Genomic DNA, 22192 nt, shown 5'->3' with positions numbered 1-22192 from the left:
TCGTTTCCCCTATGTCAAGATATTTGTCCGCCGATGGCGGACAGTTTATAAGTTCAGTGGTCTGTGTTTATGAGAATAGCTCTTAAACCTGTAAGATCCAAACTTTTAAACTTAAAACTAAGGTGGTTATAGCGACGGGGCTCACCTCTTACCTTTCCGAACAGAGAAGTTAAGCCCGTTTGCGCCGATGGTACTGCATCCCGTGGGAGAGTAGGTCGCCGCCTTCCTTTAGAGTCCCCTCCAAGAAACGGAGGGGACTTTTTTTATGCAACAGATCGAGAAAGATTAACTGAAATTCTAAAAAAAGAAGCGTTAATCGGTCTCTTGATGCTCATTAATTTGTTTGTCTTGCAATAGAAAAATCAAACTTTGATAAAAAAATGCACTTATCTGTTATCGATCTTCTATCAGAAGTATTTTCGAAAGATATTTTGTTTCAAATTAAAGAGTTTAAAATTTAAATTTCTGTAAGCTCAGAATAAGACGCATCAAATATTAATGTTATACTAAACACGTTGAAAGATTCACTTTAAAAAATTCACATTGGAGATTTGATACATCAAACATACAATAGCAATATACATTACTTTTTTTATAATTTCAATTAAAGGAAATATGCTAGTAGCACCCCAACTAAAACAGCGCTCATTTTATTCAAATTGAATTTGTGGTTTTTAGAGCTTTCAAATAGTATAGTTGTGGATACGTGAAAGAAGATACCGATTACAATTGCGTTGATTTCCGTTTCAAATTTTTCAATAATTGAATAGTTATTTGAGATAAAATTTCCCAAAGGTGTCATTAATGCAAAGAATATAAGAAATATAAATGTCGTTGATTTTTTATAGCCTGTTGTAATAAAAAAGAAAGATAAAATTATAGCAACAGGAATTTTATGTACTATTACTCCAAGTAAAAGGTTATTTTCTTCCGAAATGGGAAAGCCTTCCAAAAATGCGTGAATACAGAGACTAATGAATAACAGCCACGGAAATTGTTTTGCTTCAGAATGTAAATGAATGTGGCCGTGTTCTGCCCCTTTCGAGAAAAATTCCAACGAAATTTGTAGTAAAATTCCTATCATTATGAAAACTCCTATTGATTTGGACGGCGATTCAAATACTTCAGGTAAGAGCTCGAACACTGTAATTGAAAGTAAAAATGCTCCGCTGAATGCTAAAAAAACCTCCATATTCCGCAGCTCTTTTCGCTTCAAAAAATTGGCAATTAAATATCCAACGGCTACAGCCAGAAATAAAAGGAGATAATTCATCTAAATTCAAGATAATTTCAGAAAGCTTTCAAAACACATCAGTCAAATAAGGCAATTGATATTTCTTTTTAACTAAGACAATGCGCACCGCTAAATTACTGTATTTTTGCAGGAAATCTACATTTTGTATGGAAGTAAAGAATTTTAAAATGGTAGCAAAGACGCTCTTTGGGCTAGAAGAACTTCTTGCTCAAGAACTTCGACATCTGGGAGCTTCAAATATTGAAATTGGTACCCGAAATGTTTCTTTTGAAGGCGATACCGGCTTTATGTACAAAGCCAATTTGTGTTGCCGGACGGCTATCAAGATTTTAAAACCTATTCACGCATTTAATATTTTTACGGAAGAAGATCTTTATAAAAAAATTTACGAAATGCCTTGGGAAAATTATATGAGTGTTTCTGGTACACTCGCCGTAAATGCCACTGTTTTTTCAGATGTTTTTACGCATTCCCAGTACATCGCCCTTAAAACTAAGGATGCTATTGTTGATAGATTTCGCGATAGGGAAGGTTCTCGTCCGGATGTGGATCTGGACCATCCCACACTTCGCATAAATATTCATATAGATAGAAATATTTGCACGGTTTCGCTAGATAGTTCTGGGGAATCATTACATAAACGAGGTTATAAAATTGAATCTACCCTAGCGCCCATAAATGAGGTGCTTGCTGCTGGGTTAATTATGCTGGCGGGCTGGAACGGCCAATGTGATTTTCTGGATCCTATGTGCGGTGGGGGGACTATTTTGACTGAGGCTGCGATGATTGCCTGTAATATCCCGCCCAACTTAAACAGGGACGAATTTGGTTTTGAAACCTGGCCAGATTTTGATGTGGATCTATTCGAAAAAATTGAATCATCTGCATTGAAAAAAATTCGTGAATTTCCGCATAAAATATGGGGATATGATACGGATGCGGTCGCGATTCGAAAAGCGAAGGAAAATATTAAAAGCGCAAATCTCCAAGATTTTATTGAAGTAAAGCATCAAGATTTTTTTGAAAGCGAAAAAATGACTGAAAAACCGTTATATATGGTTTTCAACCCGCCTTACGATGAGCGCATATCCATAAATGATATTGAAACGTTTTATAGTTCTATCGGGAATACGTTAAAACGCAGTTATCCCGGAACGCAAGCGTGGATGATTACTTCAAATTTTGAAGCGCTGAAATATGTAGGCTTGAGACCTTCAAAGAAAATCAAGTTATTTAATGGGAAACTAGAGGCAAAATTAGTGCGATATGAAATATATGAGGGCAGTAGAAAAGCCAGCAAGCAATAAAATTACATCTTAATTTTCAGCTTCAACTTCGTTCATTTCTGTCTTTTGAAAGATGGGAATTAAATATGAAATAGTGTAGCCATAGCCCACGCCAAATTCACTATAATCATACGTCCTGTTAAATCCAGGGATATAAAGATTGTTGAAATTATCTGGTCTATCTTCAGCAAACTTATGCTTCAGTTGCAAATTAATAGATAGATATAGATTGCTAAAGAGCTCTGTTTTTATGCTTACAATCAATTCTGCCCAATGAGCGGTCAAGCCAGTGAATTCTTGCGGTTCGTTGATTCTTTCGGTTGGGAAAACGGGATTCGTCGTGTAGATTCCGTAGCTGTTTAATTCATTTGTGAATGTTGAAAATCCATAGCGTAAACCCAAATTAATAGCATTCGACATTCCGAGCCAATTTTCGTAAGCGTTGTAATCAAACCCCAATTTTGCATAGCTTCCACTAAAGCGGGAATCAATATTGGGCTCAATCCAGTCTTTACTTTCGTTTCCTAATTCGGCGGCAGCATAAAACTTTTTGCTCAAACGAAAATCTGCAACTAGTTCAAAACCGGAATAGCCATCTTCAACCAGCGAACGTATGGGTTTCGCTAAATCAACACCTACGCGCAAGCCGTATTTTTCAATTTTTGGAACCGTATCATTACCAACCGAATCGTCACTTTGGGCGGCACAAAGGTGTGAAATGAGAAACAGGCTAATGAAGAATAGTAACGTGCGCTTCATTTTGTTCATTTACAGTTTGAAGGTTAACAACTATATTTTGAATCCAATTGCTCCCGTCATTTTCAAGTTGTTCCGTGAGATTGGTGAATTGCGTGCTGAAACCACAAGCTCTATTTACATATAAATTTTGCCTTTCATATAGAAACTGTACCGTGTCAATATTTAGTGTATCCAGTGTATTGGCTTCATTCAGTTGAGTTAAAATAAAACGATATTGGGTAGTATTTGAACTCGTATTCAAGGGAATGGCAATAGAATCCGTATTCGTTCTCCCTACAACTTGAATGGCGTTCATATCATTTGTAACCACGCTTAAACCTGTAACTTCTTTCCGGGCATCCTGGTCTAGGAAATTGTTGAAAGTAATGATTAACAAAGGTGTGGTGACAAGACCTTGCGGACAGATATCGTCCCGGGTACAGCCTTTAAAAACTAAGGCAATTATTAGTAGTGAAAGTATTCTTTTCAGCATTATTTTTATTTCAGATTATTTTTCTGAATGCATTAGCGTTTTTCCAAAAGTACAACATTTTCAACGTGATGGGTCTGCGGAAACATATCAACAGGTTGCACTTTGGTAACCTTATAAAGTGAATCCAATAGTGCGAGATCGCGCGCTTGAGTGGCACTGTTGCAACTAACATAAACAATTTTTTCCGCCGAAAGTTGAAGCAGTTGGGCAACTACATCTGCGTGCATTCCATCACGGGGTGGGTCTGTTATAACCACGTTCGGCCTGCCGTGGGTTTCTATAAATTCCGTATTGAAAACTTTTTTCATATCACCCACGTAGAATGATACGTTATCAATATTATTAAGTGTCGCATTTTCTTTCGCGGCTTTAATAGCATCTGGCACGGCTTCAATACCAACAACTTTTTTCGCTTTTTTTGAAACAAATTGAGCAATGGTTCCCGTTCCGGTGTAAAGATCATAAACCAATTCATTACCAGTAAGCCCAGCAAAATCCCGTGTTATTTTATATAACTCATAAGCCTGCTCGCTGTTTGTTTGATAAAATGATTTGGCATTTATTTTAAATTTAAGTCCTTCCATTTCCTCAAAAATATGATCGCGACCAGAAAATAAATTAATTTCCTGATCATAAAGCGTATCATTTCCTTTTGAATTGATAACGTAAAGCAATGAGTTAATCTGGGGAAATTCAGCAGCAATTGCTTCCAAAAGTGAAATTCTATTTTCTTTATCTTCGTGAAAGAATTGAAGCAACACCATTATTTCACCCGTTGAAGTAGTTCGAATCATCAACGTGCGTAAAAATCCCTCTTGATTTCGAGTGTTGAAAAATGATAGATTCAATTCTTGGGCCTTTTCTTTTACAAAATCGCGAACGGCGTTGCTGGGATCTGCTTGCAGGTAACAAATTTCAAGGTCCAAGATTTTATCCCACATCCCGGGAATATGAAAACCGAGTGCATTTTTATTTTCAATCGTGTCGCCACTTTTTATTTGGTCGAGCGTCAACCATTTATTATCGCTAAAGGAAAACTCCATTTTATTGCGATAAAAATATTGCTTTTTAGAACCTAAAATTGGCTGAAATGGCGGAAGTTCAATTTTGCCAATGCGTTGTAGATTTTGCTCCACTTCCTTCTGTTTGTAAAAAAGCTGGTACTCGTACCCCATATTTTGCCATTTGCAACCGCCACAGGTCCCAAAATGGGGACACACGGGTTTTGTCCTTTTTTCAGAAAACTGGGTTATCTCAATTGCAGAGCCTTCATAATATGCTTTCCTTTTTTTGTGCGTCTGCACGGTAGCAATGTCGCCGGGAACCGCATTATCAATAAAAACAACTTTTCCGTCAGGAGCTTTGGCTATGGCTTTACCCTTTGCGCCGGCATCAATAATATGTAGATTTTCAAAAACCAATTTGTTATTTCTTCTCGCCATAGCCGCAAAAATAGTATAATTGAGACTTTTAAAACCCTTTAAACCTTCAAAAAAACTGCGAATAATTTAGTAATTTGCGCATCAAGGATGATTTCTCTCCGCAAAGCAGGAATCACTTAAAATTTACTTCAAATTATTACAATTTTATGTCAGTTATTGAACAAAAAGCTTCACAAAAAGCTATTGATTTAGAGAATAAATATGGTGCGCACAATTACCATCCGCTCCCAGTGGTACTTAATAGAGGAGAAGGAGTGTATGTTTGGGATGTTGACGGAAAAAAATATTATGATTTTCTCTCTGCATATTCTGCTGTGAACCAAGGGCACTGCCACCCAAAAATCGTTGGCGCGATGAACGAGCAAGCGCAAACGTTAACATTAACCTCGCGAGCCTTTTATAATGATATGCTCGGGAAATATGAAAAATTTGCGTGTGAATTTTTCAATTTTGATAAACTATTACCAATGAATACGGGTGCCGAAGCTGTTGAAACTGCTTTGAAAATAACCCGAAAATGGGCTTACGAAAAGAAAGGAATTGCTGAAAATGATGCAGAAATTGTTGTTTGTGAAAATAATTTTCACGGAAGAACAACGACAATTATTTCATTTTCAAACGATGAAACTGCTCGGAAAAACTTTGGCCCATACACAAAAGGCTTTATAAAAATTGCTTACGATGATCTTGAAGCTTTGGAAGCGCAATTAAAAAGCAATAAAAACATTGCTGGATTTTTGGTAGAACCTATACAAGGTGAAGCCGGAGTTTATGTACCGTCTGAAGGTTATTTAAGCAAAGCCAAAGCATTGTGTGAAAAATATAATGTGCTTTTTATTGCAGATGAAGTACAGACTGGAATTGCTCGAACAGGAAAACTCTTGGCTGTCGATCACGAAAATGTAAAGCCAGATATTTTGATTCTCGGAAAAGCTTTAAGTGGTGGTGCTTACCCAGTATCGGCAGTTTTGGCAGATGATGCTGTTATGGGTGTAATCAAGCCAGGAACGCACGGCTCAACTTTCGGTGGAAACCCGGTAGCTGCCGCGGTTGCAATTGCAGCATTAAGTGTGGTAAAAGAAGAAAACCTTGCCGAAAATGCTGAGAAATTGGGCAGTTTATTTAGAAGTGAATTGAATAAATATATTGAAAATTCTACCATCGTTAAATTAGTGAGAGGTAAAGGCTTGTTGAATGCCATTGTAATAAATGATTCCGAAGAAAGTGATACAGCTTGGAATATTTGTCTAAAACTGAGAGATAATGGATTGCTTGCTAAACCCACCCACGGAAATATTATTCGCTTTGCGCCGCCTCTTGTTATGGATAAGGAACAATTATTGGGTTGCGTTTCAATAATTGTTAAAACGCTGAAAGATTTTGAGGTGTAATTTCCTAGAAAAGACTACTAAAAAAAAGGCGCAATTATTAATTGCGCCTTTTTTTATTTATCAATAATATTGTTATCTATTATAAACTATCGCTTTATAATCGATATTGATATCATCATTTGTTACCAATTTTACCAAATAAACACCATCGCTAAGATTGCTGGTATTGAAAGTGAAATTTCGGCTGGTTCCAATATTTGATTGTGAAAGAACCAATTTTCCGCTCATATCATAAACACCAGCTGATTTAATATTGTAACCTGCTGGGTTTTTAACTTCCAATTGACCGGCCGGATTGTTTTGGAAAAATTTTACATTATCCAAAGTAGTTTTTGTGGCAATTGTGCTTGGTAGTGCAGCTTTGTGTTCATTTGGACTTCGGAAGACTATGTAAAAACGATCTTTATATTCTCCGGCTGGAAGGAAAAATCCTGATGTTGCCTCAGCCGTAAGTGGTTGAAAAGTGTATTCTTGGCTATCAAACAAATACGCCTTTTGATAGGGTTTATTGATTTGCTCAACAGCTCTAATCTCAACCTTCATCGGTTCAACCAATTTGAAAGTTATAGGAATCTGCTTCCCTAGATTATATTGAACCGCATTTATTACAAATGGTTTAAGGTCTGTATCAGTTGTAACAGAAACTGGAAAGTAAGCATCAGAGCCGGTATTCATAATATTCATCGGGTGCATACCGTCAAGACCTCTATCGTATCCATCCGTTGCTTGATCAGAAAAAACCAAAAGCATATCCCTGGTAATTGCTCCATCAAAAGTCACGTATAAACGGGTTTGCGGTATGCGAGTATCAACTGGTGGAACGGCTAAGCCTGAAGATGGATCAGCAACTAAAGCCCAGTCTTCTTCATTTTCTTCTGAAGTAGAAGTGTTTGTTCTGTGAAAAACTGATTCATTTGCTTGCCCTTCTTTGATAAATCTTCTGTGCGAGTTTTTAATATTAATTGATCCAGATCCATCCGTAGGTGCATCAGATCTTCCAACAAACATAATCCCTTGACCTACAGGCGCAAATCGATGCTCCGTATCGACTAAAGTGGATGTGTTTCCAGTGCTGGTTGAACCTCCGTTAGCATTCCAAATATAAAAAGTAGCACGAGTGTAGGTTCCTTCTTGAAATCCGTCCGGATCTGATGGCCCTGGAACGTAAGTTCCATATCCGTATGGCTTTTGGCTATAAAAATGAGAGTTTACTGTGCGATCTTCATCATAGAAAAAGAACGATCCCAATTCTGTATTATCTGAATCCCAAAAAACCCTGTTCAAATCCAACGCAGATGGATACGGATTACCACTTAAGGTCATTTGAAGTTTCCCCGCAACCTCTCCAGAAATTGGTATAGCCATAGTTCCGTTGTTAGGACGTCCAGCAAACTCATACGTTTGGGCATGGTTTCCAGCTGTAGCTCCAGCACCTCCATTGTTCAATCCTTTCATGGTAAATCCAAATCCGGCAGGAACTTGGGTGGCGTATATTCTTTCATAATCTGCTTCTGCCTCCGTGCCAGGGTTTACGTGTGAGTACAACCATCGCTTTGAGATTGTCACCACGGGACTATTATATCCCTCAAAATTATTTGTTGTAGCTGATGCAGAAAAATCTGTCAACGACGTACCTGTAATATTTTTGATTATACCGATCCCGAAGTTTTTATTTCCAGATCCCGCAATATTTGGAGCGCCGACGGGGGAACACCAGTATCTATAATCATAGGCATCATCTCCGGGAGCTGTTTGCCTAACGGCTAAAGAACCATTCCCATCATTTAAAGCTGCATCGTTTCCTTGAATAAGTTGACCATTATCACGTAAATAAATGGAAGCATTAGTAGCTAATCCCGGATTGTTTTTCAAAAGATTCACATCTTCTTTCACAAACAAAACTTGATCCTTTACATAGATATAAGAATTGGTTGATGCATTTACAGGTTTTACCGTAAGCTGCGCGAAAGTATAAAAAGATGAAAATAGGAGAAAAGATGAAAGTAGTAGGTTTTTCATATTTTTGGGGTTTAAAAGAATTGCCCTTTGGGAAGACAAGCCTTTATTAATCAATGCAAATTTATAAAGATTTTTCATAAGTCAAACATATATTTTGAATTTACGTAAAAATTTCGTTTTTAGGTTTTTACATCCGTTAAAATATAATTTAATTTAAAACATGAAAATAGGGGACAAAGTTTCGGTATTGGATGATGATATTTCTGGCATCGTTATTAATATCAAAGGTTCGCAAATCACAATTGAAACCAAAGATGGTTTCGAAATAATCTTTGAAGCGGATGAACTTATTGTTCTCGATGGTTCCCTTTCAAAAAAGGAACTGGCACAAATGGATATTGATGACATTTTATCTGAAAAAAGCCAGCCAAGACGAAACAAAACACAGCGCCTTAAGCCAAAAGAAAGAAATCTTCCGCCAATGGAAGTAGATCTCCACATACACCATTTGGTTGAAAAAACTCGCGGACTTAGTAATTACGATATGCTGAATATTCAAATGGAAACTGCCCAACGACAGCTGGATTTTGCTATTTCAAAACGAATTCAAAAAATCGTTTTTATTCACGGAGTGGGTGAGGGCGTTCTAAAAACAGAGTTGGAATTTCTGTTCAACAGATATGAAAACTTAAAATTTTACGATGCAGATTATCAGAAATATGGCAAAGGTGCTACCGAGGTCTATATTTTTCAAAATGCCGCTCAATAATTAAAATGTGGGCGTGATGTTCACATCTGGAAAAGCGATATTTTCGATAGTCCCCAATTCTAAGGTTTCTATCGTTAAACTTTCTTCACCATTCACCAAAACCAAATTTTTAAGAGTTACTCTAATGGTCTTCCTAACAGTGTAAGTATGTTCAATATATTGCGTGGTATCCACGGATCCTGATCTGTCTTCGCGTAAATAATTAGGAATTTCACTGCCATTTTCAATATCATTTCTGGGGTTCAAGTCTGCGCTTATCGGTTCTTCATTTATTGTTAATACTTCATCACCATCGTCATCCATGTCCAGATAATCTGGGGTGCCATCCGCATCAGTATCCAATGGATTTGTATTCGGGTCGTCATCGGTATCATCTTCATTGTTTAGCTCAAATGCTGTGGGAACGTTATCGCCGTCATCGTCAAAATCGTAATAGTTTGGTATGCCATCTCCATCCGTATCCAAGGTTTCCGGCATTTCGAATTCGGCAGGAATTCCATCATTATCGTCGTATTCAAAAGTGACAGTTATTTCCACGCTTCCAGAAATACTTCGGTAATCGGTTAAAATACCCGGACTGGTTGGTGGCACGCTGCTACAGAAATAATCATTTGCAATTGTCGCGTTGTAAGTTCTGTAATTCACAAAATTGGTTGCCCCGTCGAGGTTAAAAATTTGTATTTCGTCCTGCGTATTGAAAATGCTGTCAGTGGCTCCCAATTTCAACGAAATGCTCTCCTGTAAATCGTCATTTATTTTGAAAAAAACATAATTTCCCACCTCGCCGCATATTTCAAGATTTTCATCAGAAAAATCAAAAGACGTAACTATAATGTCTCCGTCGTCGCAACTTTGAACGAGAAAAGCGGCAAATATAAGAGCAAGAAATTGTTTCATTTTATTCAATTAAATTTAAGATGCGCTACAAAGTAACGTATTTCTTTTTAACTGAAAATGTCACAAAACCTATTTAATATGTATTTTTGCCGTCATCGGAATTTTTTTCACACAAGTAATTTTTTTGGAATAAAATAGTTTAAAGGCATGAAAAAAGTATATTTTGATAGCGCGGCTACAACCCAATTACGAAGCGAAGTTATTACTTGTATTACTGAAGTTTTAAAAACCGAATACGGAAATCCATCCTCCACACACTCGTACGGCAGATCTTCAAAATCCTTATTGGAAAATGCCAGAAAAGAGATAGCAGGTTTTTTCAACGTTTCTGCGCCCGAAATAATTTTCACTTCCGGAGGTACCGAAGCGGACAATCTTATTCTGAAAAGTTGTGTGAACGATCTGGGCGTGAAAAGAATTATCTCCAGCAAAATCGAGCATCACGCCATTTTACATACGTGCGAAGATTTAGAAATGAACCCCGGTGTAAAAGTGGATTATGTGAAACTTGATGAATGTGGGCAAGTGGATTATGAAAATTTGGAAGAACTGCTGAAAAATTCTACTGAAAAGACACTGGTGAGCTTAATGCACATCAATAATGAAGTAGGCAATATGCTGGATTTAAAGCGCACCGCACTTCTTTGCAAAAAATATGATGCACTTTTTCATAGCGATACGGTACAATCCGTTGGGCATTTTGAATTGGATTTTTCTGAAATTCCCATTGATTTTGCAGTAGGCGCGGCACATAAGTTCCACGGTCCCAAAGGCGCTGGATTTGCCTTTATAAGAAAGAATTCAGGTTTAAAGCCTTTGATTCATGGAGGTTCCCAAGAACGGGGAATGCGTGCAGGGACCGAAGCTGTGTATGCTATCGCGGGTATGGCGGAAGCATTAAAACTTTCGTATAAGAATTTGGAAAAAGAGCGTGCGTATGTTGCAGAATTGAAAGACTATTTCAAACAACAGCTTGTTAAAAATATTCCCAACGTAAAGTTTAATGGCGGATGCGACAATAATGAGCGCAGTACTTATACACTTCTTAATGTTTGTCTGCCAATTTCACCCGAAAAAGCTTTAATGCTTCTTTTTCAACTTGATTTAAATGGAATTGCTTGTTCAAAAGGAAGTGCCTGCCAGAGTGGAAGTGAAGGCGGATCACATGTTTTGAAAGCATTTTTATCTGAAGAGGATTTAAAAAAACCGTCCATTCGTTTTTCATTCTCCAGTTTCAATACCAAAGAAGAAGTGGATTATGTGGTTGAAACGCTGAAAAATTTTATCGAAAACTAATTTTTTCTTCTCAATTTTTCCATTAAAACCTCATTGTCGTACGGAGGTTGAAAACCCTTGGCGTCAAAAAATTTGGAATGGAATATTGTACTTTGGTATAAACATCTCTTACAAAAGTGCTGGTAATTGAATTCTGTACATCAAAAATATTGAATATCTCTGCACCAATTGTCAGTTCTTTAAATGGCTTTAGCCATCCGCTTTGGCGTAATTTATTTTCGTTTACAATTACATAGCTAATTCCCAAATCGGCACGTTTATAATCGGGTAGTCTTATTTGATAATCGTATGGGTCTGCATAACTTGGTGATCCACCCGGAAGCCCGGTGTTGTAAGTTAAGTTAAGGTACATTTTTAAATCAGGAATAACTTTTACGTAATCCTGAAAAAGGACGCCAAATTTCAAGCGTTGATCCGTTGGCCTAAAAATATAACCACGGTCCTCGATATTTTCTTCTGTTTTCAAATACCCAAAACTCAGCCAACTTTCAGTTCCGGGAACAAATTCCCCGGCCAAGCGAAGATCAAGTCCGTACGCATATGCCACGGCATTATTGCGTGCGCGGTAACGAATGCGAACGTTTTCAAGTGTATAAGGATTTACATCTGTTAAATCCTTAAAATATATTTCAGAATTCAATCGAAACGCCCGATCCCACATTTTAAAACTGTAATCGTTCCCGAAAACGATGTGTACAGATTGTTGCGCTTTAACCCCAGGGCGCACGGTTCCAGTAGAATCCCGTAGTTCCCTATAAAAAGGTGGTTGGTGATATAGCCCTCCGGAAAGCCTGAAAAGCATATCCATATTCCAATCTGGTTTTAAAGTTATTTGTGCCCTAGGACTGAATACCGTTTGGGTTACACTTTCAATGGCATCGCCGCTTACCGTCCAGTTGTGCGCGCGTACGCCGGCGTTCAGCCAGAGATCGCTAGTACCTATCATCGTCCTGCGGCTCCATTGTGCGTAACCGGAAACACGGTTTATTTGAACATCATTGATTGCGCGAATATTCGTATACGGAGTGATGGGTGCGTCGTAAGGCTGATACGGCTGATTGTTTCCCGGAAGTACCGGCGGACGGATTGAAAACCCTGCTGAATCAATGATTTCGTATTCCTGTACGCGATCACGAATATCTTCGCGGGTAAATTTTATACCGTATTCAATATTATTATCATCTATTGAAATATTTCCTTTGTGTTCCACATTCACAATAAGCGCATCAAGATCATTACGGGCGTGGGTCAATTGGCCTCCAATTCCTTCAGAGAATTCAACTTCGCCCAAATCCTCGCTCCCAATGCTTGTGTTGACTTGGCCTAAGCGATATTCAGCAAGAATATCGTAGTATTCCTGTTCTGTGGTTTGATAGATGGAGCCAATAAATTTTGAAGTATAATTATCAGAAACAACCCACGTAGATTTTAGTGCGCCGAAGTACGTGTTGTACCGATCCTCTTCCTGTCCTTCATAAAAAATTAAAAGTGCAACAGGGTCTGTAAGCGTTCCGAAATTTGTCTGCCGTGTAAGAGGCTGGTAATCATATTGATTGATGGAAACATTTCCCAAAAAACTCAATTCAAATTTATTGGTGAATTTATAAGTTAAATAAGTTTGCGCATCCGCAAATCTGGGGCGGAAATTTGTTTCCGTCTGTTTGGCATCCACAAATAAGCTATTATCACGGTATCGGATGCCTGTGATACCAGTAAGCCTTCCGTCTTTTGAAATTCCTTCAACCGCAGCGCTTGCCCCTAAAAAACTGAGGTCTAAACTTGCTCCAAAATCAACTGCCCTTTTATAGGTAATATCTAAAACAGAAGAAAGTTTATCGCCATATTTTGCTTGAAAACCTCCAGCTGAAAAATCCACGTTGCTTGTAAGATCGCTATTCACGAAGCTTAAACCTTCCTGTTGACCGCTACGTATCAAAAAGGGACGGTATACTTCAATTTCGTTTACATATACAAGGTTTTCGTCATAATTTCCGCCACGTACCGCGTATTGTGTGCTCAGTTCATCATTACCGTTTACCCCGGGCAGCGATTTTAATAAATTTTCTACTCCAGGATTGGAACCTACCATTTTACGAACGGTTTCAGGATCTAAGGATACTACACCTTCCACACGCTTATTTTCGCGACCAGAAATAACAACTTCCGTGATCTGCTCAATTTCCGTTTTCATGACAGGATTAAATTCATAATCCTCATTCGGGCTCAGATTAAAGCGGAGCGTCACATTTTTATGCCCCACGTGCGAGTACTTCACAATAACTTCTTGGTTTGATGGAATTTCCAAAAGATAAAATCCGTTGAAATCTGAAATAGTTCCCGTCCCGTCGTGGGTAACGTTTACGCCTGAAAGCGGAGCATTGTTTTCATCAATCACCAAACCTCTAATGGTAGCCTTTTGTGCGAAAACGGTAGTTGCGAAAAAAACGAAGAGGAAAAAAAGCGGAAGTTTTATTGTTTTCAAAAGTAATGGTTAGGAATTTTTTCTGAAAAATTTTGCTTCAAATGTAGCACTATTTCCTACATTATCTACAACGATTACTTTCAAATTGTTCTCGCTTTCCAGAATTACGTTATCGTTAAAATTATAGGTTAAAACGTCGTTTTTGTAATTATATTCCATCAAAATGAATTTTCCATTGATGGTTGCCCTGTAAGAACTTATGCCACTTAAATCATCGGTAATTTTTACTTCCAGAAAATTCTTATTGCTCATCCATTTGCCATCAGAAAAATTTACTGGCTTTATCACGGGTGGCGTAGTATCAGCGGCCACCGTAAATTTTCCAAAAGTTCTGGTCTTGCCAGTAAGTTTGTCGCCATTGCGGCTCGTGGAATTGTAATACGGAACTCCTTTATAATTAAGCCTGCCAATGTAAAGTTTATCCCTATCAACATCTTTATAATCTGAAATATCTGCTGTTATCGAAATATTTTGGTGGATGGGAACAATATCCTCATGAAAATTGAGCACATCGCCATTGGCATCAATGTTCAAATATGTATCCTCATAAAGTGCGTTTGCGGGAATGTAAATGCTGAATTTTCCTTTGGTAATTGAAGTAGCTTGATCTGAATAAATAAAATCATCTGATGTTTTCCTGATTTTCGGTTCAAGAATTTCGAGTTTTTTTCCTTCAATTGGTACGGTAATCACGATTTTGTTTCCGCTGAAATCAGAAACATCAATAGTATAAACTGATTGTCTTCCATCTTCAGCAATTATATAACCATTGTCATCTTCATTTGTAATGATGCTCAATGGATTATTTTTTTCCCTAAAAAGTTTTTGGATCATACTTTTATTGGTCTCGTAATATTCATAATCCGTATATCTATTCAAATATCGGGTTTCATCGAACGAAAATTTATTGAAGAGCACCTCAAATTTTTCCGTTCCGTTATAAACCGTTTTTATTCTGTAAGAACCATTTTTATTTGAAGCGCCATCCTGTTGATCATACGTGGTTATACCGAAACCCAGTTTGCCGAAAGCTTTTACGCTTTCCGTTTTATAGCTCCCGTCTTTTTGTTTTATTAATCTAAGTTTCTGTCTATTTTGGTTTTGGTTCACTTGTGAGTCTTCATCAATAGGATACACAAATAAATTGGTCACAATTGGTATCTGCGTATCTGGAATGGACACGCCGAAAAGTAACGGATTCATTGGTCTTTGCGCTCCATCGCGTATTTCATAGTGTAAATGGGGGCCGCCGCTGCCGCCCGTGTTTCCAGTGTAGGCAATTAAATCACCTTTTTTTACGGGTAGCAAACTTGCATCTGGAAATAGTTCAATTTCAAATGTTTCCTTTGCGTATTGCGTATCTTTCACATATTTCTCAATTTCCCCGGCAAAACTTCTTAAATGCCCATAAACTGTAGTGTATCCATTTGGGTGCAAAATGTAAAGAGCCTTTCCGTAACCATAATGTTGTACATTAATGCGGCTTACATAACCATCTGCGGGTGCATAAACCGGTAGGCCTTCGCGCTGTTCGGTCTTAATGTCTATTCCGCTGTGAAAATGATTGGCCCGCATTTCCCCAAAATTTCCCGCAAGTATAAGCTCGATGTCCAGCGGATTTGCAAAATAATCTTTAGGAATTTCACTTTGCGATTGTACGGCAGTTGCGAATAATAGAAATGGTAAAATATATTTTGTCATGGTGCAAAAATAATAACGTGCTAGTAATAAAGGGGGGAGAAACAAATTTATTGTAATTGACCCTAATAATACAAAAAATAATACAAAACAGTTTGCTTATTAATAAGTGTATGTTAACTTTGTGCAAGAAGTATTGAAGCAAGTTTTTATGAGCAATCTTTCAGAAATAGTTGATTCTCTTGAAAATAGAATTAGCAAACTGCTCAACAGGCATGAGAAATTGAAAAGGGCTAATTTGGAATTGGAAGAAGAAATAGCTATCCTGAAATTTCAACAAAATCAATTTCAAAAAGAAATTGAGGTGTGGACCGAAAAATGCAGCTCGTTAAAAACGGCAAATTCAATGCTCGGCAGCGACCAACACAAAAGAGAGACTAAACTCAAGATAAATGCTCTTATTCGGGAAATAGACCAGTGCATAGCACAACTTTCTGGATAAATTATAATAATGGCCGAACCTTTAAAAATTAAACTATCTATTGCGGACAGAGTCTACCCGCTAACTATCAACCCCGCACAGGAAGAGGGTTTGAGGCTTGCCACAAAAAAGATAGAGGAAATGATTAAAAAGTTTGAACAAAATTATGCCGTAAGGGATAAGCAGGATGTACTGGCAATGTGCGCATTACAGTTTGCGGCCCAAGTAGAGCAAAAGGAAATAGATAAATCTAATGATAGTACGGAGGTGGAAAAGAGGCTAAGCGCTTTGGACACACTTTTGCAGGAACAACTATCATAACGTTCTTTACATTAAAAAAGGTTACTGCCTACATTAATACTTATTTTTGGTAAACTCAACAGGAATTCTTTAAAAAGGGTGAGTTTAAGTTGTAAAAGCGAGCCGTCTTTGAGCGGATACTTGACCAGCTTGTTAACCCTAAACTTGTTTTTAAGGAGTTTATTCAAAATCACTATATTAATGTAGGCTTTTTTTATATATAAACTCAATGAAATAATGGATGTAGTTATACCCGTAATAGCCGTAATTGTAGGATTGGCGTTAGGATTTTTAATAGCAAAAATGTTGGAACGCAACAATGCTTCCCAGCTTATAAAAAACGCTAAAAAGAGCGCCTCAAATATTTTAAAGGAAGCAAAGTCTGAGGCGGAAGCCATAAAAAAAGATAAGATACTTCAAGCGAAGGAAAAGTTTTTGGAACTTAAAGCAGAGCACGAAAAAGTAATTTTAAGTCGTGACAAAAAGATTTCTGAAGCCGAGAAAAGAACTCGTGATAAAGAATCTCAAGTTTCCAGCGAACTTTCAAAAAACAAAAAATTGAGCGCCGAACTTGAGGAGAAGCAAACGGATTACAACGAGCGCCTTTCTTTGCTCGATAAAAGGCAAAACGAAGTAGAAAAACTTCACCGCAGCCAAATCGAGCAATTAGAAGTTATTAGCAGCCTTTCTGCCGAAGATGCCAAATCCCAGTTGATGGAAAGCCTTAAAGAGGAAGCAAAAACGCAGGCAATGGCTTATGTGCAGTCTTCTATGGAAGAAGCCAAAATGACAGCTCAGCAGGAAGCCAAAAAGATTATTATAAACGCTATTCAACGTATTGGTACGGAAGAGGCGATTGAAAATTGCGTTTCGGTATTTAATCTTGAAAGCGATGATGTAAAAGGTAGAATAATAGGTCGCGAGGGTAGAAATATTCGTGCCATCGAAGCGGCAACGGGAGTAGAAATTATTGTTGACGATACCCCGGAAGCAATCATACTTTCTTGTTTTGATTCGGTACGAAGGGAAATTGCACGTTTATCGCTTCATAAATTGGTAACCGATGGTCGCATCCACCCAGCCAGAATAGAAGAAGTTGTTCAAAAAACAACCAAGCAAATTGAAGAGGAAATCATAGAAGTAGGTAAGAGGACCGTTATTGATCTTGGAATTCACGGGCTTCATCCAGAGCTTATTAAAGCTGTGGGTAGAATGAAATATCGTTCCTCTTACGGTCAAAATTTATTGCATCATTCACGCGAAGTTGCAAGGCTTTGTGGCGTGATGGCGGCTGAACTTGGCTTAAATGCCAAACTTGCAAAAAGAGCAGGATTGCTGCACGATATTGGGAAAGTTCCTGAAACCGAAACTGAAATGCCGCACGCCCTTTTAGGAATGCAGTGGGCAGAAAAATACGGAGAGAAACCCGAAGTTTGTAACGCAATAGGGGCACACCACGACGAAATTGAAATGACCGGGTTATTGTCGCCAATTGTGCAGGTTTGTGATGCCATTAGCGGTGCTAGACCTGGTGCCAGACGTCAAGTATTGGATAGTTACATTCAGCGTCTGAAGGATTTGGAAGATATTGCCTTTGGTTTTGGAGGTGTGAATAAAGCATATGCAATTCAGGCCGGAAGAGAATTACGGGTTATGGTAGAAAGTGAAAAGGTGAGCGATGAGAAGGCAGCGCAGCTTTCATTTGAAATTTCACAAAAAATCCAAACAGATATGACTTATCCGGGGCAGGTAAAGGTCACCGTAATAAGGGAAACCCGGGCAGTAAATATTGCCAAATAAGACTAAAAAAAACCGCTTTTTCAAGCGGTTTTTTTTTATTTCTATTAATTCCTAAAGATTATTATTCATCATAAATATTTTCATACCCTTTTGAAGGTTCCTCAAAAAATTTCCCTGTAACATAGCGAAAATGCTTATCCAGCTTTTCGATTTTTTCCATATCCTTTTCAGATAATTCCAAACTGGCAGCTTGAAAATTTGATTTTATATGATCTTTTGTTGTTGATTTTGGAAGCGTAGCGCAATCCCGGTGGTTTTGCCATGCGATCAAAACCTGAGCAACAGATGCATTTTGCGAGCGAGCTAATTGCTGAAGCGTTTCATTTTCAAGTAAACTTGGCTCAGATTCTCCTTTCATGGAATCTGCACGATCGCCCGAACCCAACGGGGAATATCCCGTGACCAAAATATTTTCACCTTTGCAAAAATTTAAAAGTTCCTGTTGTTGTAAAAATGGATGCAGTTCAACTTGGTTCATTTCTGGTTTTATGGATGCCTTTGATATCAAGTCCTTCAATTTCTTAATGCTAAAATTTGAAACTCCAATGTGTCTAGTCAAACCATCAGTCTTGGCTTTTTCCATTTGTTTCCACGTATCTATTATGGGAGCTTCCTGAGGGGTTAAATAGTCATCAGGTTTTTTTGGAAAATCGACTCCATTTTTGAACGCCACCGGCCAGTGGATAAGATATAAATCCAAATAATCAAGTTGTAATTTTTTAAGCGAATCTTCCAAGGCGGGCCTAACTTGACCTTCGGCATGGCTGTCATTCCAAAGTTTTGACGTAATAAATACATCTTCCCGAAGAATTTTCCCTTCATCAAAAACTTCTTTTAAAGCTTCCCCTATCAATTTCTCATTTCCATAGGCTGCGGCAGTATCAATGTGGCGATAACCAGCCTCAAGGGCATCTTTCACCGCTTTTTTTACTGCATTTCCCGTAGATTTCCAAGTTCCCAGACCTATGGCGTGCATAGAATCGTTGTTACTGAATTTTAATGTTTTCATGTTTTTTGTTTTGTTTGGTATTGAAATTACAAACAATACTGCCGGCACTAAAGTGATGACGCTACTTTAGCGTTTTTTTAACCTGAATGGAATTGGAGTCTTATTTCAATTTTCAGAATCCTACTTTCGAGGGTGGAATTTATTTATGACTTCTGTTAAATGGCGTCTGTCCACGTGCGTGTAAATTTCAGTGGTCGTTATACTCTCGTGACCTAACATTTGCTGAATGGCCCTTAAATCAGCACCATTTTCCAATAAATGCGTTGCAAAGGAATGTCTAAATGTATGTGGGCTTATATTTTTATGAATGCCGGCAGTTTCTGTCAATCTTTTAATTATAGTGAATATCATGGCTCGTGTTAGCGCTTTTCCCCTACGGTTTAAAAAAAGAGTATCCTTCGCGAGTGGGTGTATTTGTTGGTGAACACGAATTTCATTTCTATAAATGGAGATAAACTTCTCGGTAACGGCACCAATAGGAACAAGCCGCTGTTTATCGCCTTTACCCGTTACTTTTATAAAACCTTCTTCGAAAAATAAATCTGATATTTTTAAATTGACCAGTTCCGAAACCCTAAGGCCACAGCCGTATAAAGTTTCTAAAATGGCACGGTTTCTTTCACCCTGCGGTTTTGAGAGATCTATTGAATTTATAAGAAGATTTATTTCTTCCAGCGATAGCGTATCCGGAAGCTTTCGGCCAAGATTAGGAGATTCAATCAATTCCAGCGGATTTGTTTTTCTGTAATCCTCAAAAATAAGATAGGAAAAAAATCCTTTGAGCCCCGAAATTATGCGGCTTTGTGACCGGGGATTTACCTGTTTCGCAATGTCATATATAAATTGTTGAAGCGTTTCCTCAGAAATATTTATAGGGTTGACATCAATGGAATTGGCTTCCAACCAGCTTTCCAATTTTTTTACATCCAGCGCATAATTTATAATGGTGTTATTTGAAAGTCCACGTTCCAGCCGCAAAAAATTCTCATAATCCTTAAGTGCTTGTTTCCAATCCATATAACGATATTACTGTAAATTTTAAAAGTTAACAAAAAACTAAATGCATAATTGCCCACGATCACAACATTATCTTTGCGTAATCAAAACAAAAAACTTTTACTTATGAAAAAATTTATTTTAGCGGCATTGACCGTGTTTATGGGATCAAACGTATTTGCACAGGAAATTGATTTCGGTATTAAGGCCGGGGTAAACTTCGCCAGTATTTCAGATGCGGACGATCTTTCAAATAGAACAGGTTTCCAAGCAGGTATTTTTGGCGGAATTAAATTTACCGATAATCTGGGCATACAAGCAGATTTGCTTTACTCCCAACAAGGAGCGGAATTTGATGCCGGCGATTTCGATTTAACGTATGTAAACGTTCCTGTGGTATTAAAATATTATTTGGTTCAAGGATTGAATATTCAGGCGGGGCCACAGTTTGGATTTATTGTAGATGATAATATATCAACTGTCGTTGGGGATATTGAAGAGTCTATTGAAGCAGAAAAAACCGATGTTTCTGGTATAGTTGGTGCGGGATATGATTTTCCATTCGGGATTCGCGTGGATGCCCGTTATAATTTTGGACTTACCAAAGTAGTGGAGGGGAGTGATAGCAAAAACAGCGTTGTGTCCATTGCTCTTGGATATTCTTTTTTATAAAAAACATAGATACTTCTTTAAAAAGCCACCAATTTCTCCGTGGTTTTTTTTATAAAAATGGTTGAATAAAAAAGAAATGTTCTCAGTTTAAACGTTTTTTTTTATCTTCGATTTAATTACTAACATTTAAAAACAATTTAATTATGAAAAAATTATTACTTATTGCAGCGTTTGTTGGATTCTCGACCATGGCCGTACAAGCGCAGGAAGTTCGCTTTGGGGCGAAAGCCGGGGTTAATTTTGCAAATGTAAATGGTGATGACGTTGATGACACTAATGGTCGCGCTGGTATTCACGTGGGTGGCGTAGCACGAATTGGTATTTCTGAAATGTTTTCTATCCAACCTGAATTAGTATTTTCAAGCCAAGGTTACAAATTTAATTTACCGGGTGAAGATGGTCAAATACGTTTAGGATACATCAATATACCAGTTTTAGCGGATATCACATTAGCTGATGGATTCAGTCTTCAAGGTGGTCCCCAATTTGGATTTAATATCTCAGCAGATGCAGAATTTGATGGTGATACTGAAGATATTGAAGACGCACAGACCATTGATTTTGGAGTGGGTATTGGTGCGCAGTATATCTTTCCTATGAATTTGTTTTTCCAAGCTCGTTATGTAATAGGCGTAACAAATGTTTTTGAAGAAATTGAGGGATTTCAACCTGATGCAAAAAATTCTGTATTAAGTTTATCGGTTGGGTATTTTTTCAATTAAAAAGAATATGATTATTTAAAAAGCGGAAGAGAAATCTTCCGCTTTTTTTATTTCATATCTTTACAAAATGAAATTTATAATTATAAATGGACCAAACCTGAACCTTCTCGGGAAACGGGAAAATGATATTTACGGCGATGAAACTTTCAATGATTTTTTTGAAAAATTAAAGAAGAAATTTGCCAATCAAGAAATATCCTATTTTCAATCAAATATTGAAGGCGAATTGATTGATAAAATTCAGGAAGTAGGTTACAATTATGATGGCATTATCTTGAATGCCGCAGCCTATACCCATACATCCATTGGAATTGCTGATGCAGTAAAAGCAATTACAACTCCAGTAGTGGAAGTACATATTTCCAATACTTTTTCACGTGAGGATTATAGGCACAAAAGCTATATATCGCCAAATGCGAAAGGTGTTATTGTTGGATTTGGATTACAGAGCTATGAATTGGCTTTGCAGAGCTTTTTATACATAGCGAAGAGGAATTAGTGAAGAGCGAAAAGATCCAAGAGTCAAGAAACAAGACTTAAAAAAAACCGCATATAATGCGGTTTTT

Annotated in this window: 20 protein-coding genes, 1 rRNA gene and 1 other RNA gene; 12 read left to right on the top strand and 10 right to left on the bottom strand. The window is 37.7% G+C overall.

Translation table 11 applies throughout. The features are described 5' to 3' along the window. Positions 1-118: 118 nt before the first annotated feature. Positions 119-227 (top strand): 5S ribosomal RNA (gene rrf / locus KIV10_RS11470). A 377-nt stretch (positions 228-604) separates the two neighbouring features. On the opposite strand, the gene KIV10_RS11465 is transcribed toward rrf, so the two are convergent. Further along, a complete protein-coding gene (locus KIV10_RS11465) occupies positions 605-1273 on the bottom strand; it encodes a ZIP family metal transporter (RefSeq protein ID WP_214113774.1) in 669 nt (222 codons plus the stop codon). 128 nt (positions 1274-1401) lie between these two features. Here KIV10_RS11465 and KIV10_RS11460 point away from each other — a divergent pair, with 128 nt between their 5' ends. Next, complete coding sequence (locus KIV10_RS11460; RefSeq protein ID WP_214113772.1) at positions 1402-2562, top strand: THUMP domain-containing class I SAM-dependent RNA methyltransferase; 1161 nt, start codon at positions 1402-1404, stop codon at positions 2560-2562. A gap of 9 nt (positions 2563-2571) precedes the next feature. Here KIV10_RS11460 and KIV10_RS11455 read toward each other — a convergent pair whose 3' ends face one another. The 3 genes from KIV10_RS11455 to rlmD are packed head-to-tail and all read right to left on the bottom strand — an operon-like array spanning position 2572 to position 5214. Beyond that, positions 2572-3300: a DUF6048 family protein gene (locus KIV10_RS11455; RefSeq protein WP_246516276.1), complete on the bottom strand. Its 729-nt coding sequence runs from the start codon at positions 3298-3300 to the stop codon at positions 2572-2574. Continuing rightward, positions 3272-3772 carry a DUF6452 family protein gene (locus KIV10_RS11450; protein ID WP_214113768.1) on the bottom strand — a complete coding sequence of 167 codons (501 nt, stop codon included), beginning with the start codon at positions 3770-3772 and terminating at the stop codon, positions 3272-3274. The genes KIV10_RS11455 and KIV10_RS11450 overlap by 29 nt, the downstream gene beginning before the upstream one ends. Positions 3773-3804: 32 nt before the next feature. Continuing rightward, positions 3805-5214, bottom strand: a complete 1410-nt coding sequence (gene rlmD / locus KIV10_RS11445; protein WP_214113766.1) for a 23S rRNA (uracil(1939)-C(5))-methyltransferase RlmD — start codon at positions 5212-5214, stop codon at positions 3805-3807. Positions 5215-5360: 146 nt separating this feature from the next. On the opposite strand from rlmD, the gene rocD reads away from it, so the two are divergent. Then, positions 5361-6605, top strand: coding sequence for an ornithine--oxo-acid transaminase (rocD, locus tag KIV10_RS11440; protein WP_214113764.1), 1245 nt, complete (start codon positions 5361-5363; stop codon positions 6603-6605). A 72-nt stretch (positions 6606-6677) separates the two neighbouring features. Here rocD and KIV10_RS11435 read toward each other — a convergent pair whose 3' ends face one another. After that, on the bottom strand, positions 6678-8624 hold the full coding sequence (locus tag KIV10_RS11435) for a T9SS type A sorting domain-containing protein (RefSeq protein ID WP_214113763.1): 1947 nt from the start codon (positions 8622-8624) through the stop codon (positions 6678-6680). Positions 8625-8784: 160 nt separating this feature from the next. On the opposite strand from KIV10_RS11435, the gene KIV10_RS11430 reads away from it, so the two are divergent. Further along, complete coding sequence (locus tag KIV10_RS11430; protein ID WP_214113761.1) at positions 8785-9333, top strand: Smr/MutS family protein; 549 nt, start codon at positions 8785-8787, stop codon at positions 9331-9333. On the opposite strand, the gene KIV10_RS11425 is transcribed toward KIV10_RS11430, so the two are convergent. Continuing rightward, a complete protein-coding gene (locus KIV10_RS11425; RefSeq protein ID WP_214113759.1) occupies positions 9334-10230 on the bottom strand; it encodes a hypothetical protein in 897 nt (298 codons plus the stop codon). 147 nt (positions 10231-10377) lie between these two features. On the opposite strand from KIV10_RS11425, the gene KIV10_RS11420 reads away from it, so the two are divergent. Beyond that, complete coding sequence (locus tag KIV10_RS11420) at positions 10378-11526, top strand: cysteine desulfurase family protein (protein ID WP_214113757.1); 1149 nt, start codon at positions 10378-10380, stop codon at positions 11524-11526. A gap of 22 nt (positions 11527-11548) precedes the next feature. Here the strand turns inward: KIV10_RS11420 and KIV10_RS11415 are convergent, their stop codons facing one another. Together KIV10_RS11415 and KIV10_RS11410 are read right to left on the bottom strand one after the other, a co-directional pair. Next, complete coding sequence (locus KIV10_RS11415; RefSeq protein ID WP_214113755.1) at positions 11549-14008, bottom strand: TonB-dependent receptor; 2460 nt, start codon at positions 14006-14008, stop codon at positions 11549-11551. A 9-nt stretch (positions 14009-14017) separates the two neighbouring features. After that, positions 14018-15709, bottom strand: coding sequence for a M23 family metallopeptidase (locus tag KIV10_RS11410; RefSeq protein WP_214113753.1), 1692 nt, complete (start codon positions 15707-15709; stop codon positions 14018-14020). Positions 15710-15857: 148 nt separating this feature from the next. Here KIV10_RS11410 and KIV10_RS11405 point away from each other — a divergent pair, with 148 nt between their 5' ends. The 4 genes from KIV10_RS11405 (at position 15858) to rny (ending at position 18227) form a co-directional block, all read left to right on the top strand. Beyond that, a complete protein-coding gene (locus tag KIV10_RS11405; protein WP_214113834.1) occupies positions 15858-16148 on the top strand; it encodes a hypothetical protein in 291 nt (96 codons plus the stop codon). A 9-nt stretch (positions 16149-16157) separates the two neighbouring features. Beyond that, a complete protein-coding gene (locus tag KIV10_RS11400; protein ID WP_214113751.1) occupies positions 16158-16448 on the top strand; it encodes a cell division protein ZapA in 291 nt (96 codons plus the stop codon). A gap of 53 nt (positions 16449-16501) precedes the next feature. Beyond that, positions 16502-16609: non-coding RNA, 6S RNA (gene ssrS / locus KIV10_RS11395), on the top strand. A gap of 55 nt (positions 16610-16664) precedes the next feature. Then, positions 16665-18227 (top strand): ribonuclease Y, encoded by a 1563-nt coding sequence (rny, locus tag KIV10_RS11390; RefSeq protein ID WP_214113749.1) that lies wholly within the window; start codon positions 16665-16667, stop codon positions 18225-18227. Between the two features lie 61 nt (positions 18228-18288). Here rny and KIV10_RS11385 read toward each other — a convergent pair whose 3' ends face one another. Together KIV10_RS11385 and xerD are read right to left on the bottom strand one after the other, a co-directional pair. Then, the gene (locus tag KIV10_RS11385) at positions 18289-19236 is read right to left on the bottom strand and encodes an aldo/keto reductase (protein WP_214113747.1); all 948 of its coding nucleotides are present in this window, start codon (positions 19234-19236) and stop codon (positions 18289-18291) included. A 120-nt stretch (positions 19237-19356) separates the two neighbouring features. Beyond that, a complete protein-coding gene (gene xerD, locus KIV10_RS11380) occupies positions 19357-20253 on the bottom strand; it encodes a site-specific tyrosine recombinase XerD (protein WP_214113746.1) in 897 nt (298 codons plus the stop codon). Positions 20254-20358: 105 nt separating this feature from the next. Between xerD and KIV10_RS11375 the strand changes: the two genes are divergently transcribed. From KIV10_RS11375 to aroQ, 3 genes are all read left to right on the top strand, one after another. Then, positions 20359-20904, top strand: a complete 546-nt coding sequence (locus tag KIV10_RS11375; protein ID WP_214113743.1) for a porin family protein — start codon at positions 20359-20361, stop codon at positions 20902-20904. Between the two features lie 143 nt (positions 20905-21047). Beyond that, a complete protein-coding gene (locus KIV10_RS11370; RefSeq protein WP_214113741.1) occupies positions 21048-21626 on the top strand; it encodes a porin family protein in 579 nt (192 codons plus the stop codon). 67 nt (positions 21627-21693) lie between these two features. After that, a complete protein-coding gene (gene aroQ, locus KIV10_RS11365; RefSeq protein WP_214113739.1) occupies positions 21694-22125 on the top strand; it encodes a type II 3-dehydroquinate dehydratase in 432 nt (143 codons plus the stop codon). The last annotated feature ends 67 nt before the right edge of the window (positions 22126-22192 follow it).

The organism is Aequorivita echinoideorum, assembly GCF_018476645.1.
GTDB lineage: Bacteria > Bacteroidota > Bacteroidia > Flavobacteriales > Flavobacteriaceae > Aequorivita > Aequorivita echinoideorum.
This window is presented reverse-complemented; position numbering and strand designations above follow the sequence as displayed.

Bases quoted from the DNA above. Each gene is read 5' to 3' on its own strand.
- xerD (WP_214113746.1), bottom strand. From the start codon at position 20,253: ATGGATTGGAAACAAGCACTTAAGGATTATGAGAATTTTTTGCGGCTG.
- aroQ (WP_214113739.1), top strand. From the start codon at position 21,694: ATGAAATTTATAATTATAAATGGACCAAACCTGAACCTTCTCGGGAAA.
- KIV10_RS11455 (WP_246516276.1), bottom strand. From the start codon at position 3,300: ATGAAGCGCACGTTACTATTCTTCATTAGCCTGTTTCTCATTTCACAC.
- KIV10_RS11370 (WP_214113741.1), top strand. From the start codon at position 21,048: ATGAAAAAATTATTACTTATTGCAGCGTTTGTTGGATTCTCGACCATG.
- KIV10_RS11400 (WP_214113751.1), top strand. From the start codon at position 16,158: ATGGCCGAACCTTTAAAAATTAAACTATCTATTGCGGACAGAGTCTAC.
- KIV10_RS11425 (WP_214113759.1), bottom strand. From the start codon at position 10,230: ATGAAACAATTTCTTGCTCTTATATTTGCCGCTTTTCTCGTTCAAAGT.
- KIV10_RS11385 (WP_214113747.1), bottom strand. From the start codon at position 19,236: ATGAAAACATTAAAATTCAGTAACAACGATTCTATGCACGCCATAGGT.
- KIV10_RS11375 (WP_214113743.1), top strand. From the start codon at position 20,359: ATGAAAAAATTTATTTTAGCGGCATTGACCGTGTTTATGGGATCAAAC.
- KIV10_RS11405 (WP_214113834.1), top strand. From the start codon at position 15,858: ATGAGCAATCTTTCAGAAATAGTTGATTCTCTTGAAAATAGAATTAGC.
- rny (WP_214113749.1), top strand. From the start codon at position 16,665: ATGGATGTAGTTATACCCGTAATAGCCGTAATTGTAGGATTGGCGTTA.
- KIV10_RS11450 (WP_214113768.1), bottom strand. From the start codon at position 3,772: ATGCTGAAAAGAATACTTTCACTACTAATAATTGCCTTAGTTTTTAAA.
- KIV10_RS11430 (WP_214113761.1), top strand. From the start codon at position 8,785: ATGAAAATAGGGGACAAAGTTTCGGTATTGGATGATGATATTTCTGGC.
- KIV10_RS11465 (WP_214113774.1), bottom strand. From the start codon at position 1,273: ATGAATTATCTCCTTTTATTTCTGGCTGTAGCCGTTGGATATTTAATT.
- KIV10_RS11420 (WP_214113757.1), top strand. From the start codon at position 10,378: ATGAAAAAAGTATATTTTGATAGCGCGGCTACAACCCAATTACGAAGC.
- rocD (WP_214113764.1), top strand. From the start codon at position 5,361: ATGTCAGTTATTGAACAAAAAGCTTCACAAAAAGCTATTGATTTAGAG.
- KIV10_RS11435 (WP_214113763.1), bottom strand. From the start codon at position 8,624: ATGAAAAACCTACTACTTTCATCTTTTCTCCTATTTTCATCTTTTTAT.
- KIV10_RS11460 (WP_214113772.1), top strand. From the start codon at position 1,402: ATGGAAGTAAAGAATTTTAAAATGGTAGCAAAGACGCTCTTTGGGCTA.
- rlmD (WP_214113766.1), bottom strand. From the start codon at position 5,214: ATGGCGAGAAGAAATAACAAATTGGTTTTTGAAAATCTACATATTATT.
- KIV10_RS11410 (WP_214113753.1), bottom strand. From the start codon at position 15,709: ATGACAAAATATATTTTACCATTTCTATTATTCGCAACTGCCGTACAA.